We start from the raw sequence: 17,003 nt of genomic DNA, 5'->3' as shown, positions 1-17,003 counted from the left end.
CCATTACCCTCACGATTCAACATAATGACATATAGATGCAACACTAGTATATAGAAAGTTAATCAATAACTAACTACAATGAAAGCGTAAACACCTTAGATATCACTGATTTTATAACAAAATCATCTTGGTGTAAATCCACTGTGTGTTTATTTATGCAACATCCGTTGGCAACATTTTGCTCGAGAAGAGGCTAAAAAAGGAGAGGAAAACATTATGGAGCAGACCAGAAAGAAGATTAGTTCCACCTCATTACTGCTAATGACCTTTACAGCAGTTTTTGCATTTAACAGTATTATCAATAACAGCATTAGTATCAGCCTGGCCACCATACCTGCTTATATTATTGCAACCGTTTTTTACTTTTTTCCATTTGCACTAATGATAGGGGAATTTGCTTCAGCAAACCAAAATTCAGAATCAGGGGTATACAGCTGGATTCGTACGTCCCTTGGAGACAAATGGGCATTCCTCGGCTCGTGGTCCTATTTCTTTGTAAACTTATTTTATTTTACTGCACTATTACCACAAATTATTATCTACGCTTCGTACACATTTTTAGGTAAAAACGTGTTTGAAGGGGACAAGGGTACGCTAATTATTTCTCTCGTATCGATTGTTCTTTTTTGGTTAGCCACTTATGTCTCTACCCGTGGTGTCGGCTGGATTTCAAAAGTAACTAATATCTCCGGAATTGCTCGATTAATTCTTGGATTAGGATTTATTGTTCTAGCCTTTGGGGTCGTTATGATCTTTGGGAAAGAACCTGCCCAAGCAATTAGTGCTTCTACAATGACTCCAAAATTTGATTGGACCTTCTTCATGACAATGGCCTGGATCTTCCAAGCGGTTGGTGGTGCTGAAAGTGTTGGTGTTTACGTAAAAGATGTAAAAGGCGGTAATAAGTCATTCATCAAAACGATGTTAATTTCCACTGTTGCAATTGGGTTAATTTATAGCTTAGGCTGTCTTGCTGTAGGATTAGCCGTTCCATCTGATGTATTGAAAAACAATTATTCAAATGGTTTGTTCGATGCGTTCAAAATTATTGGCGGGCATTATGGGATTGGCAACATCATTACAAACTTTGTCGGTCTGACAATGATGCTGGCAGCCCTTGGATCGCTTGTTATTTGGACAGCAGCACCTGTAAAAATCTTATTCTCAGAAATCCCTGATGGTATTTTTGGAAAATGGGTAACAAAAACCAACCATGAAGGAAACCCAGTTAATGCGCTTTACCTACAAGCTGCTATTGTTACTGTATTACTTCTTGTCCCAGCAATCGGAATTGGTTCAATGGATACATTTTTACAAACTTTGATTAATATGACGGCGTCCACTGCAATCATTCCAGTACTTTTCTTGTTAATTGCTTACATTAACATGCGGATGAAAAAGGACGATTTAGAACGCAGCTTCAGGATGGGCAGTCGTTCGTTTGGGATTTTTGCAGGATTCCTAATTTTAGCAATCTTCTTTCTATCATTCCTGGTTTCTACATTCCCAGAACCAAGTGTGATTATGGAATATATCAAAACAGGAAATGTAGCAGGTGACGGTGCTAACCCTGTATTTGTTCTTCTATATAATGTGCTAGGAATTATTGTATTCCTAGGATTTGCCTGGATTTGTTACCGCCGGTACGAAAAAAAACTACAACTTAAGTGAGGGGAAAATAATGAAGAATATTAAAAGATGGGAAGACATTCATACTGACGAAATTAACCGCATGCCAGCCCGGGCTCATTTTAACAGTTTCCCAAGCCGTGAAGCAGCCGAAACACAAGATGCTAGTCATGCTCATTACTTTCAAAAACTAAATGGAACATGGAAATTTATGTTCCTAGAGGCTCCAGAATATTCGCCGGAAGGATTTTTTCAAGAAGCACTTGATACAACCGACTGGGACGAAATTACGGTCCCTGGCAACTGGCAACTGCAAGGATATGGGAAGATGCATTATTCCGATTTATGGTATAACTTCCCGATTATCCCTCCGCGGGTACCGACTGATAACCCTACAGGCATTTACCGCCGTGAATTTGAACTGGTCCGAAGCCTTGAAGGGGAACAATTAATTCTTAAGTTTAATGGCGTGGATTCAGCTTATGAATTGTACGTAAACGGTGAGTTTGCCGGATACAGTAAGGGAGCGAGGATTCAGGGGGAATTTGATATTACCAGTCTTTGCCGTCAAGGTAAAAACAACTTGACTGTCCTTGTGTTCCAATGGTCAGATGGGACCTATCTTGAAGACCAGGATATGTGGTGGCTGAGCGGGATTTTCCGTGATGTTGATCTTTATACAAGGCCAACTGCTGGCATTTATGATTATTCCGTGAACACGGAGATAGACAGTGATTATCAAAATGCCACTCTATCTGTTTCAGTAAAACTGACGGAGCAGTTTGGGCAAACAATCAGTTATGAATTAATCCACCCTAATGGAGAGCAAGTTTTTAGCGAAGAAAAAAAAGCCGACGAGCCTTTCAGCAAATTTGTTGAGGCACCACTAAAATGGAGTGCGGAGGAGCCAAACCTATATCATCTTTATATGACAGTCAAAGATGATGACGGTAAAACGATTGAAGTCATCCATCAGCATGTTGGTTTCCGTTCAATTGTAGTTTCGGGTGAAACGTTCCTAGTGAACGGTGTGGCGATCAAGTTCAAAGGAGTAAACCGCCATGACTACAATCCGAAAACAGGCCGTGTTGTCACGAAACAGGAAATTGAGCGCGACATTATCACTATGAAGCGGAATAATATTAACGCGGTTCGTACCGCTCATTATCCAAACTCTTATTTCTTATATGATCTTTGTGATCAGTATGGACTGTATGTGATAGATGAAACAGATTTAGAATGTCACGGTTTTGAACTAACAGGTAAATATGATTGGATCAGTAATGACCCTGACTGGAAATTGGCTTATGTGTCACGACTAGAACGAATGATTGAGCGCGACAAAAACCATCCATCTATTATCATGTGGTCACTTGGAAATGAATCAGCTTTCGGACACAACTTCCGTGCCATGGCAAAACGGGCAAAGGAAATGGATCCAACACGGCTGGTTCATTATGAAGGAGATTTTGAAGCGGAAGTCACGGATGTTTACAGCACAATGTACACATGGCTTGAGCATAATGAGAAGTTAACCATGGATCAGGTAATTGAAAAATCTGCGAAACCACATATTCTTTGTGAATATGCTCATGCAATGGGGAATGGTCCTGGTAATCTGAAAGACTATCAAGATTTATTTTACAAATATGATAAGCTGCAGGGAGGTTTCATTTGGGAATGGTTTGACCACGGAATTGAAACGGTTGATGAAAATGGCAGCGTATATTATCGTTACGGCGGTGATTTCGGTGATGATCCAACGAACGGAAACTTCTGTATCGATGGATTAATTATGCCTGACGGGACACCATCTCCATCGTTATCTGAATATAAGAAGGTCATTGAACCTGTCCAAACAGAAATAGTAGATATCGAAAAGGGAATATTCAAACTGATTAATCGCTACGATTTCTTATCACTTGATCATATAGAATTAACTTGTTCCTTGTTTGAGGACGATACACAGCTTGAGTCCTTTAAGGTGAAACTACCAAAGATTTCTGGGAGTGAAACCGCAGAAATTCAGCTTCCAATAGGACAAGATATTGAAAAAATTAGAGGTGCTAACTATTATTTCATTTTATCTTATACACTAAAGCAAGATACACCATGGGCAGCCAAAGGTCATGAGTTAGCAAATGCATCCTTCGTGCTTCCTGGTAAACAAAAACAGCCAAAGGTCCATGCGGCTGGAGAGCTAAAGGTTGAAAAAGAAGGTGCTTTTGTAACTGTAAGCGGTGCTGATTTTGCTGTAACCTTTGATTCTGTAAAAGGAGCCATTACAAAGGTAACCCGTAACGGGAAGGTTCAAATTGAGAAGGGACCGCAGTTCAATTTCTGGCGTGCGCCTATCGATAACGATATGTACTATGTCACAGATTACCGGACAAAGTATTTCATGCATTTGGGCCATGAAATCGTGGAAGATGCTCGCTGGGAACTGAACGACGGTGTGTTTGAATGGCAGACAGAGGCTTTATACGGAACCACAAACAGTTCTTGGTATTATCAGCTTCAATACCATTACTGCATCTATCCTGACGGTGATATTGTTTGCTGCATTGATGGTATTGCCTCAGGTATGAAAGAAAATGCACCGGTCATGATTCCGCGTCTCGGTGTAAATATGCGCTTGGCCCAAGAGTTTACCGATACTCAGTGGAGCGGCCGAGGACCAGGTGAAAGTTATGTGGATTCGAAGCAAGCAAATCACTTAGGTGTTTACCGTAAAACAGTTGATGAGTTGTTCACAAACTATGTGAAGCCGCAAGAAAATGGCAACCGCTCTGATTGTGACTGGGTAAGTTTAACAGATCGTCAGTTTAATGGTCTCATTTTCATTGCTGATGAAAAATTTGACTTCAGTGCTTCACGCTATGAAATAAGTGACCTAGAACTTGCCAAGCATACAGTCGATTTAAAGCCGCGTGACTACGTAGTTTTTAATATTGACTACAAACAAAATGGTCTCGGCAGCAACTCCTGCGGCCAAGACCAGCTTGAAAAATACCGATGTAAATTCGAAGACTTCAGTCTGTCGTTCCGGATATCAGCCTATAATACAAAAGAAACTTCAGCGGTTGAATTAGGGAGATTAAGTAAATAAAATAAACAATATTGGAAGTGTTAAAAGCACCACTCGTGGCCAAATGTCCACGAGCGGTGCCTGACACTCTTTTAAGCGGAAAACTAATCAAACGTTTGATTAGATCAAAACTTGCTCATGAGAATTCCTTATTAACCAAGACTTCAGACCAAAGGCTGTGGTCGAACTCTCTTTCCTCTCCATATGCCAGTGTAATCACTGCAGTTTTTGAATAATCCTTTAATAATTCTTTTAATTCCTTATCTTTATCAATCATAAAGTCAACCACTGGAAAAGCCTTTAATAATCGAGTTAGTGATTCAGGAGAAGCCGCTGTTTCATTTGTAGGAAAGGTGTGGCTTGGAATGACGTATTTAACATTCAATAGTTTTTTAACAGCATATGCTGCTTCCTTCGGCCCCATTGTAAAATGGCCCGATGAGGACAGGATGGCAATGTCAGGCTCATACACATCTTGAATCAATTTTATATCGTACATCAATGCCGTATCACCTGAATGGTAAACCGTATAATCATCCTTAAAATCAAAAATATAACCTGCCGCCTCACCAGCATAGACGGGAGGACCTTGGGTTTCTCCATAGGAAGAGGTATGTTTTGCCTGAACCATCGTTGCAGTTAACTCCTCAAAGGAAACCGAACCTCCCAGATTAATAGGAAGCACATTCTTCATTCCTTGCTTCAGAAGGATAAGTGCTAACTCATATTGGGCCACAATCATAACATCGGGTTTGTGCTCAACCAACTTCGTAAGTCCGCTAGTATGATCAAAATGGCCGTGGGTTAGAAATACACAATCAATCGATTGGTAGAAATCAGCCGTATCTAAATCCGGTGGAAAGCCAGGATTTAAATCGAAAAAGGGATCTATGAGATACTTTTTTCCTGCTTTACTTTTTAAAACATACATGGCATGCCCAAGCCGTGATATTTTCAGCAGAAACACCCCCAAAACTCTAAATTAACACATCTTAATCCATTTTATTTTTTTACATGGCTAATAAGAACTTGGTTTGAGATATTCTCATGAGATAAATTCCTGTCGGTTTTGTTCATCGATAACATTAGTGTAATGCCAAATAAGATCTTCAAAAATCCGATCCCATCTCTGTGTTAATGCGTAATCCCTTCCGGCGCTTCCCATTTGTTCACGTAGTCCGTCATTCCCCAAAAGCTTAATAATCGCCTCACTAAATTCCTGCGCATTACCAGGTCTACATAAATACCCCGTAACTCCTGCTTTAATTATATTCTTAACACCTCCAGCTTTTGCTCCTATAACAGGTGTTCCACTGGCAAGGGACTCAAGGACAACATTCCCAAAGGTTTCTGTGGGTGAGGGGAAAACGAATAGATCAGAAGCCGAATAAACTTCGGCCAAACTTTTTCCATTTAAGAATCCTGTAAAGGTCATATTTCCTGCTGCTTGTGCTTGCAATTCCTCACGTAATGGACCGTCCCCAACAATTAACCAATGTAATTTCTCATTTATTTCAGCTGGGATTGATTTAGCGACTGTCATTAGTGTCTTTATATCCTTTTCAGGAGCTAATCTGCCTACATATGTCAGCAGATATCTTTCTTGTATAGAGTAAAGGTTATGAACTGAATGTTTATCATAATGAGGGTGAAACAGTTGGCAATCTACGCCTCTTGGCCAAATTTCTAAATTTGAAAATCCATGGTTCTTTAATTGGAGGTGAGTTTCAAGTGAGGGAACGAAGAGTTTTCTACAGGTTTGATGGAACCAGTGCATGTAATTCCAATGAATCTTTGAAAGAAAATGAAGGTGATAATAGTGTAAATAATCTTCAAAATTGGTGTGATAGGAACCGACAAGCGGTATGTTTAATTTCTTTGCAAAATAAACACCACAAAGGCCGATATTAAATGGGGTTGCAACATGAATCAAATCGGGAGAGAAAGATTTTAATTCCGACTTAATATGAGGAAGGTTTGGAAAAGCTAAGCGACATTCTGGATATAAGAAAAAAGAACGGCTTTTAAAAAGATGGATATTAGTAGAATGATATTCATTGGAATAAGAGTCAGGTGCAAAAATCTTAAAGGCAATGTCCTGATCCTCAAAATAATTAGTTAACCGTTTAAGTGTCCTAGCAACCCCGTTGATATCCGGATGAAAGGTATCTGTGAAAATGGCAATTTTCATAATATCCCTCCTAATCGTAATCCTCATAGCCACATTAAACAGAAGCAAAGGCTCCCTGTAAGTGAACCAAGTACCCCTCCGGCAATTACATCGGAAGGATAGTGAAGGCCTAAGTAAATTCTAGATACGCCTACACAAAGCCCTAAAGGGATCAAGATAAAGGAAAGGTGAGGTATGAATAATACATATGGAATGATAACAGAAAAAATTGCAGTGGTATGCCCCGATGGAAAAGAATGATCTTGTAATGGATTTTCAGGAAACTTTGTTTTTTCTATTATTAAATAGGGTCTTTTTCGGGGAAACAGCAGCTTTACAAGATGTACAGGTATGTGACTTGCGGATAAAGCAAGTGCACTGGTAATGGCAATCAATCTAGTCTCCCGTGGCGAAAACATGATGAGAAGTAAAGTTGCAGCAATCGTAAATCTTGCTCCACCAAGATGTGTCACCATGCGGAAAATAAGATTTAATACTCTTTTATCAAAATGACGATTAACCTGCTGAAATAATCGGCATTCGAAGCCATAAAACAATTGTAATATTCTCATAAATGCCTATTCCCCTTTATAAATTATTCATTTACAACCGATTATTTGGCTGTAAATTATTTAAGTTAGTTCCACTTATACCTTTACTTTTGGGTTTGGAGGTTTTCTTCTCTCGATATATTGTTGGATAAGATTGCTGGTGCATTCTGGAATCATGTTAGTTTTCCAAAGTAGTGTATCGTACTCGATGATTCCCTTACCTATACTTGTTACCATGTGCCCTAGTTCAGCTAAACACGTACATTTAACAGGTCCTTTATATCCTGCACCAGATACGAAAATCTCCATCCAATCCCTCCCAATACTTTAGTTTACTTAATTGTATATGGAAATGATAAGATTTTTTCTTAATTTAATGTTAAATGAATGTAAAGAAATTGTGATTGGTGGCGTCTCGTTTAAATTAAATAATTTTCAGGTTAAAAAATGTTTTTTGAGGAAATTACTGGGGGTTATTCTATTTCTTTTATAAAATAACTTCTACAAAAATTAAAAAAGGGGATTTACTTAAGAATTTCATCATATCAACCATGGAAGCGTTATCATTTTTACTGATAAATCATAAGTTTCAGAAATATTTAAATAAATAGAATAATATACTAGACGAATGAGTAAAGTTGTACTACAATAATATTTATTAAATCACCTAGACAATCACATCGGTATTCATGTTAGAAAATCTAGCAATCTATGATGTGAGTTGTCAGAAAAAATAGAAAAAAAGGGGTCCTTATTATGAAAAAGAATTGGGCAAAAATGTTTATGGCCTCCACCTTATTGGCAGGAGTTCTTGCAGGTTGTTCAGGAGCAAAGGAAAATTCAGGCAGTGATAGTAAAACTATTAAAGTTGGTGTAAACCTAGAGTTATCCGGTGGAGTTGCTTCTTACGGGGAGTCGCTTGAAAACGGAATTGATATTGCAGTTGATGAAATCAACAAAAAGGGTGGAGTAAAGGGCAAAAAGATCGAGCTTGTTAAAGTAGATAACAAGTCCGAAGCTGCTGAAGCTACGAACGGCGCCATTAAGTTAACAAGTCAAGATAAAGTAACAGCGATTATTGGTGCTGCAACTAGTGGTAACACTGTGGCACAAGCACAAATCGCAAATGATACGAAAACAATTCTATTAACTCCATCAGGAACAAGCCCGAACGTAACTGTAGCGGATAATGGGAAATTAAACGAATATGTTTTCCGTACATCATTTATTGATCCATTCCAAGGTATCGTAGCTGCTAATTTTGCTGCGAAGGAATTGAAATTAAATAATGCGGCAATCTTTGCAGACAGTGCCAGCGATTATGCTAAAGGTTTAGCAGCGTCATTTAAAGAAACTTACGAAAAGGCAGGCGGCAAGGTTGTTGCTGAGGAAGCTTATGTTGCGAAAGATACAGACTTCCGTGCTACTTTAACGCGTATTAAGGCTAAAAATCCAGAATTCATTTTTATTCCTGGATATTATGAAGAAGTTGGATTAATTGTAAAACAAGCTCGTGAATTAGGAATCACTGTTCCGTTAATGGGTGCAGATGGCTGGGATTCACCAAAGTTAGTAGAGTTAGCTGGAGCTGACGCGTTAAATAACACATTTATCACGAACCATTACACATCTGGAGATCCAGATGAAAAGATTCAAAAGTTTGTAACGACATATAAAGAAAAGTTCAATGGAGAATCTCCTAATGCATTTAATGCACTTGGCTATGATACTGTCTATCTATTAGCTGATGCGATCGAACGTGCGGGTGGTACCGATACTGCAAAAATTAAAGAAGCATTAGAGAAAACAAAGGATCTATCTAGGATTACTGGTACGATTACAATCGATAAAGACCACAATCCAATTAAATCAGCAACTGTATTAGAGTATAAAGACGGTAAACAAGTATTTAACACAAAAGTAAATCCGTAAAATTGACAAAAGTGAAATGGAAGGACGATCCCTTCTATTTCACTTTTTTTATTTATTGGTTTAATTCAGAATAGTTGTGCTATAATTAATTTGGTAACAGGTACTAATATCAGATATAACTTTAATTGCCTGGCAATGGCAATTCTCGAATATTTAAACGGGTATATAAGGCGCTATTTTCACCATTTAAGAGTGTTTGTACGGGAAACTAACGAATTTTTACAACAACGGGGGATTTTGATGTTAACAAATGATTTGGACTTTAGATTGGAGCCGAAACTAATAGATTTATATGAAGAACATAAAAAGCGATCTGAAAAAATAGATTGGGGTTATCATGATTTCTTACCATGGGATAAAGCAATGGATTTCAGGCGTGTTCCCTGGGATGAAAGTCAGGTTACACTGCCTGCATCGATTATTACTGCGGTTGAAACCGCCCTTTTAACCGAAGTAAACTTGCCATGGTTTACCTCGCATTTAGATCAAACGTTTAAAGGTTCTTTAACGGTTATTAAAGATTTTGTCCATACTTGGACTGCGGAAGAGGATCAGCATTCAAATCTGATTGAAACGTATTTATTAATTACACGAAATGTAGATCCGAAGCGGCTCCACCAATTACACAAACAAACGGTTGAAAATGGCTGGAATCCTGATTATCACACGCCTTTTGAAACTATGGTATATACCTCGTTACAAGAACTTGCAACCATGGTTTTTTATAATAACGTTGCCAAAGTAGCTGGTTCGCATGATAAGGATTTAGCTAGTCTGCTTCGCCGTCTTGCGAAGGATGAAACATTGCATTATGCCTTTTATCGAGATGTGATTAAATTTCATCTCCAATTGGAACCTAATTACTGTTATCATTTAGGACATGTTATTAAGAACTTTCAAATGCCTGGAACTGTGATGCCTGATTTCGAAAATCGAATGGCGATTATTGCTAAAGAGGCAAACTACGGTCCATTGGAATATTTTGATCAAGTCCTAGATGTGATTGTTGATTATTGGGAGTTGGAAAAATTAAGACCGATTGCACCAGAAGCAGAGAAAGCTAGACTGGACATTCTAAATTATCACGCTCGGTTGAAAAGAGTAAGAGATCGTTTTTATAAAAGTAAATAAGTTACTTCCGAATAAAAAGGAAAATATATCTTGTTTAATCGAAGGCTTAAAGGGTTGACAATAAACATAGAATTTATTATTCTTTAGCAATAGTAATTTAATAAATAATTTCGTATAACTCCAATGATATGGTTTGGAGGTCTCTACCAGGAACCTATAAATTCCTGATTACGAAGAAGATACATGAATTTGTATTTTCTTCGTAATCAGGAATTTTTTTATTTTCATAAAAATTAGGAGGTAATTATCGATGAATTTTGCAACTTTACCTAAAATAGAACTTCACTGCCATTTAGATGGCAGTCTTAGACCGGAAACCATCCTTGATATTGCAAAGAGAGATGGAATCAGTCTACCTTCTATGAATAGGGACGAAATTCTAAAAGAACTCATCGCTCCATTAGAATGCGAATCCCTTGATGAATATTTAGAGAAATTTTCTATACCTAATTTAGTTATGCAGTCAGAGGAAAATCTTAGAAGGATCACCTTTGAACTTTTTGAGGATGCGGCCCGCGAAAATGTGAAATACATGGAGGTAAGATTTGCTCCATTACTTCATACAGCAGGGGGATTAGATGTTGAAGAGGTCATCCAAAGCGTTTTAATTGGAATGAAGGATGCTGAAAAGCAATATGAGATTAAGGGAAATTTAATTCTTTCCTGCATGAGGACGATGCCTGCTTCCCGTGCTTTTGAGGTTGTAGAGAAGGGGAGGAGATTCCTTGGCACAGGGGTAGTTGCCATTGATTTATGTGCATCGGAAGAGGAAGGGTTTTGTGGAGAATTCGTAGAACCGATTGCCTTAGCTAGAGAATATGGTTATCGAGTAACTATCCATGCAGGTGAAACGGGCGTAGGTAAAAACGTATTAGAGGCAGTTGAACTTTTGGGAGCAGAGAGAATTGGTCATGGCGTATTTATAAAGGACTGTGATGAGGCATATAACATCGTAAAAGAAAAGCAAGTTGTCCTTGAAATGTGTCCAACAAGTAATGTGCAAACAAAAGCGGTGAACCGGTTTAGCGATCACCCCATTTATCAATTCCATAAAGATGGAGTCAGGGTAACCGTTAATACAGACAACCGGACCGTATCAGATACTACCATGTCAAATGAATGTAACATCGTATTTAAAGAATTCAATATAAGTGAAGATGACTATAAACAAATCTACCTTACTAGCGTTGAAGCCAGCTTTGCCGATTCCGATACAAAAGAAATGCTGAAGAAATTTATGACTGGATGAAAAGTAGAATGAAAGGTGTCAGGCACCATGTGAATTCTTCACATGGTGCCTGACACCTTTTTGTCTTTTCTTAAGCAAACCTTAAGATTGCGATGCTAGATTTGGGTTACTAGAGATGATTTTATTCATTATAAAATCAATCGCAAAGGAGATAATAGAATGAAAATTTTATTAACAGAAGACGATTTGAGTCTCGGTGAATTAATCAAATATATGCTCAAAAAGAAGGGCGGCTACCAAGTTGAGTGGGTAACAAATGGAGAGGATGCATACTATTACGCTACCACCACCCACTATGATGTCATAATCATGGATTGGATGATGCCGAATGGGACGGGTGTGGAAGCTTGTGCCAGATTACGGAAACAAGGTTATTCAGGTGCAATTCTGATGCTGACTGCCAAAGATACCGTTGGAGACCGAATTGAGGGCTTAGATTCAGGCGCAGATGATTACCTTGTTAAACCGTTCGAAATTGACGAACTCTTAGCTCGGCTCCGGGCGCTTACCCGTCGCAATTATGCGCCGATTTTGGAGGAAGAGATTCAAATTCAAGGTTTAGTTCTGAATCGACTGAGCCATATGGTTCGTTTGAATCAAGAGGAAATTCAACTAAGTCCTCGTGAATTTCAGTTATTAGATTTAATGGTGAAAAATAAGGGGCAGGTCCTGCCGCGTGAAGTAATTTTAGAGCGCATCTGGGGTTATGATTCAGAGGTTGCACCTAAAACGATAGATGCGACCGTCAAATTAATCCGCAAAAAGCTCCAATCTTTCGGAAAACAAGATATACTTCAAAGCATAAGAGGGGTTGGGTACAAGTTTGGAAACTAAAATTAGTTCCTTAATCCGGGTATTCACAAAATTTGGTGAAAAAGATATTTTTAAGCGAACGCAAGGCAAATTAACCCGCATGTATAGTGGATTGCTTATGCTTTTTCTAATCCTTTTTATCGCAATTGTCTATATTGTCCTTCATGTTGTCATCCTTAACAACCAGGAACATGAACTTCAATCATTAGTAAATCAAGAAGCGAGTTTCATCGAGGATTCTTTATTAAATAAGAAACAAAGTGACTTGAAAGGGATAGAAGACCAAGAGGTAGTGTTTGCTGGAGTAAATCAGTTCTTTTATTATGTTGTTAATTCTAACGGAGAAATAATCATGGGCAATGAATCAGATAAGCGAATGCGTCCAAATTTACTCCGGCTTATCAATAGGGAAATTCAAAATGAAGGGGAGATCGGAGAGGAAACTGTGCGTGCAGAAGTGAACGCTAATGGAAGGGGAATGAAGGGGGAATTTCATCCCCGTGAGACTCCTCAAGAAGTTCAGCTCATGATAGCCAACCGGTCTATTTATAATAATGGTCAATTTATTGGGAGGTTGTATGTTGGAAAAGACATAACCTTTGCATATCAGCTCTTTCACTCTCTTTTAATGATCCTTATTGCAATCGGCATCGTATTTTTGGGCATAGCCATCTATATGAGTGTCGTCATGTCGAAAAAAGCGATAATTCCAATTAGCGGTGCGTTTACAAGGCAGCGTGAATTCGTCGCAGACGCCTCGCATGAATTACGGACACCATTAAGTGTCTTGCTTTCTTCGATTGATGCAGTGGAAATGACGATTGAACCTCAAATGAGAGATATGGTGGAGAAAATCCTCACCAATATGAGACAAGAAGTGAAACGGATGACACATCTGGTGAGTGATTTATTGACGCTTGCACGTTCAGACTCAAACACCATTCAGCTTAGTATAGAGACCTTTGACTTTCGTCCCCAAGCAGAAAGAGCGATTGATTCAGTTCGTCCGCTCGCTGACGCTAAACAAATTTCTCTCCAGTTGAATTCACCTGCTTCGCTGATTGCAGTCGGCGATCAGCAAAGACTATCACAGCTATTATATATTCTTTTAGATAATGCGATAAAATACACTCCGCACAATGGGGAAGTGAAGCTTTCAATGAATATCGTTGGACAACAGCTATGTCTCTCCGTTCAAGATACGGGAATTGGAATTAGTGAAGAGGATTATCAGCGGATTTTCGAACGGTTTTACAGGTCTGATAAATCTCGTTCCAGGCAAATGGGTGGGCATGGCTTGGGACTTTCCATCGCCAAATGGATTGTTGACACACATAAAGGAACGATAAAAGTTACCAGTGAACTCGGAAAAGGGAGTACTTTCAACATCTATATTCCGCTAGTTTTTAAAGGATAGATGTATGTTAGACGGTGCCTGACACCGTCTGACATACGTTTGTTGGATGAAGGTCTACCATTCTAAAAACCATACCTTCTCAAGGGTTATATCGCTTCATTTGCGTATTCTGCGGCCGCGTCTTTTCCTAAAAGGCCAACCTGGATGAGGCCATTGAGAATCCCGTGATTAGAAGATGTCGTTGTTATTAAATCAGCTGCGGCCTTTGCTTCAGGAACCCCATTACCCATAGCTATCCCCGTTCCAATCATCGATAACATCTCCGAATCATTTAAACCATCGCCGAACGCAAAACAGTTCTCGTTATTGATATCTAAGAATTCAAGCAGTTTGCGAATACCAACCGCTTTTGATGCGCCCTTTGGCAGGAAATCATAAGCATAATCATGCCACTTGACGAAGTCTAAATCAGGAAAATGGTCGACGTATTTAAACTGGTCCTCGTGGTTACAGTAAAGATGTCCCTGAAATATTGACCGATGTTTATAAAATGCTTCGTCAACTTTAGGGTAAGGCATCATTAATGAGTCAAAACTCGATTCAATAAGGGGATGGTTTTCTTTGCTGACTTTAAAATCATCATGGCTGCAGTAGGCAAGGGCATGCCCTTTGCTTGCTGTCAAAGTGGAAATCGACTGAAGCAGCTCTGGATTAATTGGATTGGCATAAATTTCTTGCCCTTCAAATACAACATATTGTCCGTTCATGGAAATAAAAGAACTAATATTCAATTCTTTTTGAATCCAATAAAACATCTTCGGCACACGACCAGTGGCAATTACCGTGTGTACTCCTTTTTCCTGAAGTAAACGAACAGCTTTCTTTGTGGAATCCGGAATCACTTTATCCTCGTTAAGTAATGTACCGTCAATATCAAAGAACACCATAGGTTGTTTCATTTTCTACCCCTCCATTTAATCACAATAGGTCGTTACGCTCAGGGAATTCTGATAACGCCGACCTAGTGTTGTGAGTTCTTGCAAAAACAGAATAGTTTATGAAACGCGTTTCAGGTCAAGGGGATTGAAAAAATAATTTCTGTTTTATTAGGTACGGAAGGTGAAGAAGGGAGATAATAATCAATTCGTGAGACTCATACAGTATTCCGTTCAATTAATGTTACGGGGATTTCATATTGGGCAATCTCCTCATTTTGGTTGATTCCTTGTAAAAATAGTTTCCTGCCCATTTCCTCCAGTGGAATTTCAATCGTTGTGATACTCATCATTTTAGCGATAGGTTGATTGTTGAACCCAATAAGTGCAAGATTATCTGGTATCGTAACACCTAGATTTTGTGCACAGGTAACAATCCCAGCTGCAACATCATCGCTTGTCACCAGTAAGGCTGTTGGTGGATGAGGCATCTTTCTAATCTGCTGCACTACCTTTTCCCCATCCTCGAAGTGAAGACAATCTTCAAAAATATAGGAAGAGTTAAAAGGTAATCGATTGGTTTTTAAAAAATCCTTATACGCTAATTCTCTGTTTTTACTATTAGTACCCGATTGACGTCCGATGCAATAACCAATTTTTTCGTGACCTTTTTGATAGAGGTAATCTAATGCAAATAGGAAACTTTTATAGTGATCCACAAATGAGGAGGATACTTTTTTTCCTCTGGTATCTTCACATAAAATGATCGGTCCAAAAGGCATATACGTTTCAATTTGGCTCCATGTGGATATTCTCGAGCAAATAATTAACGCATCAATCTGCTTTTGTTTTAACGTTTGTAATGCATCTAATTCTCGGCTTTCCAGGTAGTTGGTCTGAAATAAAACCAAATTGTAATTGTGTTTTAACGCTTCATTTGCTATCCCTTTTATTAATAGGGCAAAGTAAGGGGTATCGATAAAAGGAACAACCACTCCTACAAGAAAGGTCTTTCCTGTACTTAAATGGACTGCATTAATATTTTGTTGGTAATTACTCTGTCTAATCGCCTCTAAAACGGCATTCCTTTTTTCGGCACTTACATAAGGATGATTATTTAACACTCGAGAAACAGTGGTTACAGAAACGCCTGCCATCTTGGCCAAATCTTTAATATTTGTCATTCCATTACCTTCCTTAGCGGTGCCTGACACTCTGAAAGCTGCATTACAAACCCGCGTTATACTGTTCAATTTATATAATTTGTATATTATAACTGAATTGTACAATAGAATGAGTGGTGCACTATAGTTGCATCAATGACTGAATGATAGAATGGTTATATTAAAAAATGAAAATAATATAATTTGTAGAATAATAGTTGACTTTAAGGGTACATGATAGTAATATAGTAAATCTGATGAGGGAATAGCAAATGAAACTTAGTTGTTTCTTAAAAATAATCCTTCACCAGTTGACAAAAGTGATCGTGTTTGATAAGATGATAATCTCGTTTGTTCAGGAAATGTTATTTCAAAATAACGCTTGACTTCCTGAAAATGAGATGATAAACTATAAACCTGTCACAAAATAGTTCTTTGAAAACTAAACAAAGCAGAAACGTCAACAAAATTTTATTAGTGAAACTTTCGAAAGAAAGCAAGCTAAGCCAACGTAATAAATGAGCTAATCAACTTTCTTGGAGAGTTTGATCCTGGCTCAGGACGAACGCTGGCGGCGTGCCTAATACATGCAAGTCGAGCGAGACTCTTCGGAGTCTAGCGGCGGACGGGTGAGTAACACGTGGGCAACCTGCCTGTAAGACTGGGATAACACCGGGAAACCGGTGCTAATACCGGATAATCCTTTTCTTCTCATGAGGGAAAGCTGAAAGTCGGTGCAAACTGACACTTACAGATGGGCCCGCGGCGCATTAGCTAGTTGGTGAGGTAACGGCTCACCAAGGCGACGATGCGTAGCCGACCTGAGAGGGTGATCGGCCACACTGGGACTGAGACACGGCCCAGACTCCTACGGGAGGCAGCAGTAGGGAATCTTCCACAATGGACGAAAGTCTGATGGAGCAACGCCGCGTGAGCGATGAAGGCCTTCGGGTCGTAAAGCTCTGTTGTTAGGGAAGAACAAGTA

General features: G+C 38.9%; 13 protein-coding genes, 1 rRNA gene and 1 riboswitch. Of the genes, 8 read left to right on the top strand and 6 right to left on the bottom strand.

The genetic code is table 11. From position 1 onward, the window contains the following. Positions 1–216 precede the first annotated feature (216 nt). Entirely contained in the window at positions 217–1,671 is a 1,455-nt protein-coding gene (locus BR30_RS0108090) for an amino acid permease (protein ID WP_026564585.1), read from the top strand. A gap of 10 nt (positions 1,672–1,681) precedes the next feature. Beyond that, positions 1,682–4,738, top strand: a complete 3,057-nt coding sequence (gene ebgA / locus BR30_RS0108085; RefSeq protein ID WP_051633513.1) for a beta-galactosidase subunit alpha — start codon at positions 1,682–1,684, stop codon at positions 4,736–4,738. A 115-nt stretch (positions 4,739–4,853) separates the two neighbouring features. On the opposite strand, the gene BR30_RS32845 is transcribed toward ebgA, so the two are convergent. The 4 genes from BR30_RS32845 to BR30_RS0108065 form a co-directional block, all read right to left on the bottom strand. Beyond that, positions 4,854–5,684, bottom strand: coding sequence for a metal-dependent hydrolase (locus tag BR30_RS32845; RefSeq protein WP_051633512.1), 831 nt, complete (start codon positions 5,682–5,684; stop codon positions 4,854–4,856). 78 nt (positions 5,685–5,762) lie between these two features. Continuing rightward, a complete protein-coding gene (locus tag BR30_RS0108075) occupies positions 5,763–6,908 on the bottom strand; it encodes a glycosyltransferase family 4 protein (protein WP_026564583.1) in 1,146 nt (381 codons plus the stop codon). Positions 6,909–6,931: 23 nt separating this feature from the next. Continuing rightward, positions 6,932–7,459: a phosphatase PAP2 family protein gene (locus BR30_RS0108070; protein ID WP_026564582.1), complete on the bottom strand. Its 528-nt coding sequence runs from the start codon at positions 7,457–7,459 to the stop codon at positions 6,932–6,934. Between the two features lie 75 nt (positions 7,460–7,534). Further along, complete coding sequence (locus tag BR30_RS0108065; RefSeq protein ID WP_026564581.1) at positions 7,535–7,747, bottom strand: hypothetical protein; 213 nt, start codon at positions 7,745–7,747, stop codon at positions 7,535–7,537. Between the two features lie 447 nt (positions 7,748–8,194). Here BR30_RS0108065 and BR30_RS0108060 point away from each other — a divergent pair, with 447 nt between their 5' ends. The 5 genes from BR30_RS0108060 to BR30_RS0108040 all read left to right on the top strand — a co-directional run bounded on the left by BR30_RS0108060 (position 8,195) and on the right by BR30_RS0108040 (position 13,980). Further along, positions 8,195–9,370 (top strand): ABC transporter substrate-binding protein, encoded by a 1,176-nt coding sequence (locus BR30_RS0108060; RefSeq protein ID WP_197032306.1) that lies wholly within the window; start codon positions 8,195–8,197, stop codon positions 9,368–9,370. A 240-nt stretch (positions 9,371–9,610) separates the two neighbouring features. After that, on the top strand, positions 9,611–10,501 hold the full coding sequence (locus BR30_RS0108055) for an acyl-ACP desaturase (protein WP_026564579.1): 891 nt from the start codon (positions 9,611–9,613) through the stop codon (positions 10,499–10,501). A gap of 90 nt (positions 10,502–10,591) precedes the next feature. Further along, positions 10,592–10,692, top strand: a riboswitch (purine riboswitch). A gap of 59 nt (positions 10,693–10,751) precedes the next feature. Beyond that, a complete protein-coding gene (gene add / locus BR30_RS0108050; RefSeq protein WP_026564578.1) occupies positions 10,752–11,750 on the top strand; it encodes an adenosine deaminase in 999 nt (332 codons plus the stop codon). Positions 11,751–11,909: 159 nt separating this feature from the next. Next, complete coding sequence (locus BR30_RS0108045; RefSeq protein ID WP_026564577.1) at positions 11,910–12,584, top strand: response regulator transcription factor; 675 nt, start codon at positions 11,910–11,912, stop codon at positions 12,582–12,584. Continuing rightward, the gene (locus BR30_RS0108040) at positions 12,574–13,980 is read left to right on the top strand and encodes a sensor histidine kinase (protein ID WP_231507647.1); all 1,407 of its coding nucleotides are present in this window, start codon (positions 12,574–12,576) and stop codon (positions 13,978–13,980) included. Before BR30_RS0108045 ends, BR30_RS0108040 begins: the two co-directional genes overlap by 11 nt. An 86-nt stretch (positions 13,981–14,066) precedes the next feature. On the opposite strand, the gene BR30_RS0108035 is transcribed toward BR30_RS0108040, so the two are convergent. After that, positions 14,067–14,879 (bottom strand): Cof-type HAD-IIB family hydrolase, encoded by an 813-nt coding sequence (locus BR30_RS0108035; RefSeq protein ID WP_026564575.1) that lies wholly within the window; start codon positions 14,877–14,879, stop codon positions 14,067–14,069. Between the two features lie 194 nt (positions 14,880–15,073). Continuing rightward, complete coding sequence (locus BR30_RS0108030; protein WP_026564574.1) at positions 15,074–16,039, bottom strand: LacI family DNA-binding transcriptional regulator; 966 nt, start codon at positions 16,037–16,039, stop codon at positions 15,074–15,076. A 512-nt stretch (positions 16,040–16,551) separates the two neighbouring features. Here BR30_RS0108030 and BR30_RS0108020 point away from each other — a divergent pair. Continuing rightward, positions 16,552–17,003: ribosomal RNA gene (locus tag BR30_RS0108020) — 16S ribosomal RNA — on the top strand; the annotation flags it as partial.

The organism is Bacillus sp. UNC41MFS5 (assembly GCF_000686805.1).
The sequence above is the reverse complement of the archived record's forward strand: the minus strand, read 5'-3'. Positions and strand labels throughout refer to the sequence as shown.

What these genes read in the sequence shown, in the direction of transcription:
- BR30_RS0108090 (WP_026564585.1), top strand. Translation starts at nt 217, where the DNA reads ATGGAGCAGACCAGAAAGAAGATTAGTTCCACCTCATTACTGCTAATG.
- ebgA (WP_051633513.1), top strand. Translation starts at nt 1,682, where the DNA reads ATGAAGAATATTAAAAGATGGGAAGACATTCATACTGACGAAATTAAC.
- BR30_RS0108075 (WP_026564583.1), bottom strand. Translation starts at nt 6,908, where the DNA reads ATGAAAATTGCCATTTTCACAGATACCTTTCATCCGGATATCAACGGG.
- BR30_RS0108070 (WP_026564582.1), bottom strand. Translation starts at nt 7,459, where the DNA reads ATGAGAATATTACAATTGTTTTATGGCTTCGAATGCCGATTATTTCAG.
- BR30_RS0108065 (WP_026564581.1), bottom strand. Translation starts at nt 7,747, where the DNA reads ATGGAGATTTTCGTATCTGGTGCAGGATATAAAGGACCTGTTAAATGT.
- BR30_RS0108060 (WP_197032306.1), top strand. Translation starts at nt 8,195, where the DNA reads ATGAAAAAGAATTGGGCAAAAATGTTTATGGCCTCCACCTTATTGGCA.
- BR30_RS0108055 (WP_026564579.1), top strand. Translation starts at nt 9,611, where the DNA reads ATGTTAACAAATGATTTGGACTTTAGATTGGAGCCGAAACTAATAGAT.
- add (WP_026564578.1), top strand. Translation starts at nt 10,752, where the DNA reads ATGAATTTTGCAACTTTACCTAAAATAGAACTTCACTGCCATTTAGAT.
- BR30_RS0108045 (WP_026564577.1), top strand. Translation starts at nt 11,910, where the DNA reads ATGAAAATTTTATTAACAGAAGACGATTTGAGTCTCGGTGAATTAATC.
- BR30_RS0108035 (WP_026564575.1), bottom strand. Translation starts at nt 14,879, where the DNA reads ATGAAACAACCTATGGTGTTCTTTGATATTGACGGTACATTACTTAAC.
- BR30_RS0108030 (WP_026564574.1), bottom strand. Translation starts at nt 16,039, where the DNA reads ATGACAAATATTAAAGATTTGGCCAAGATGGCAGGCGTTTCTGTAACC.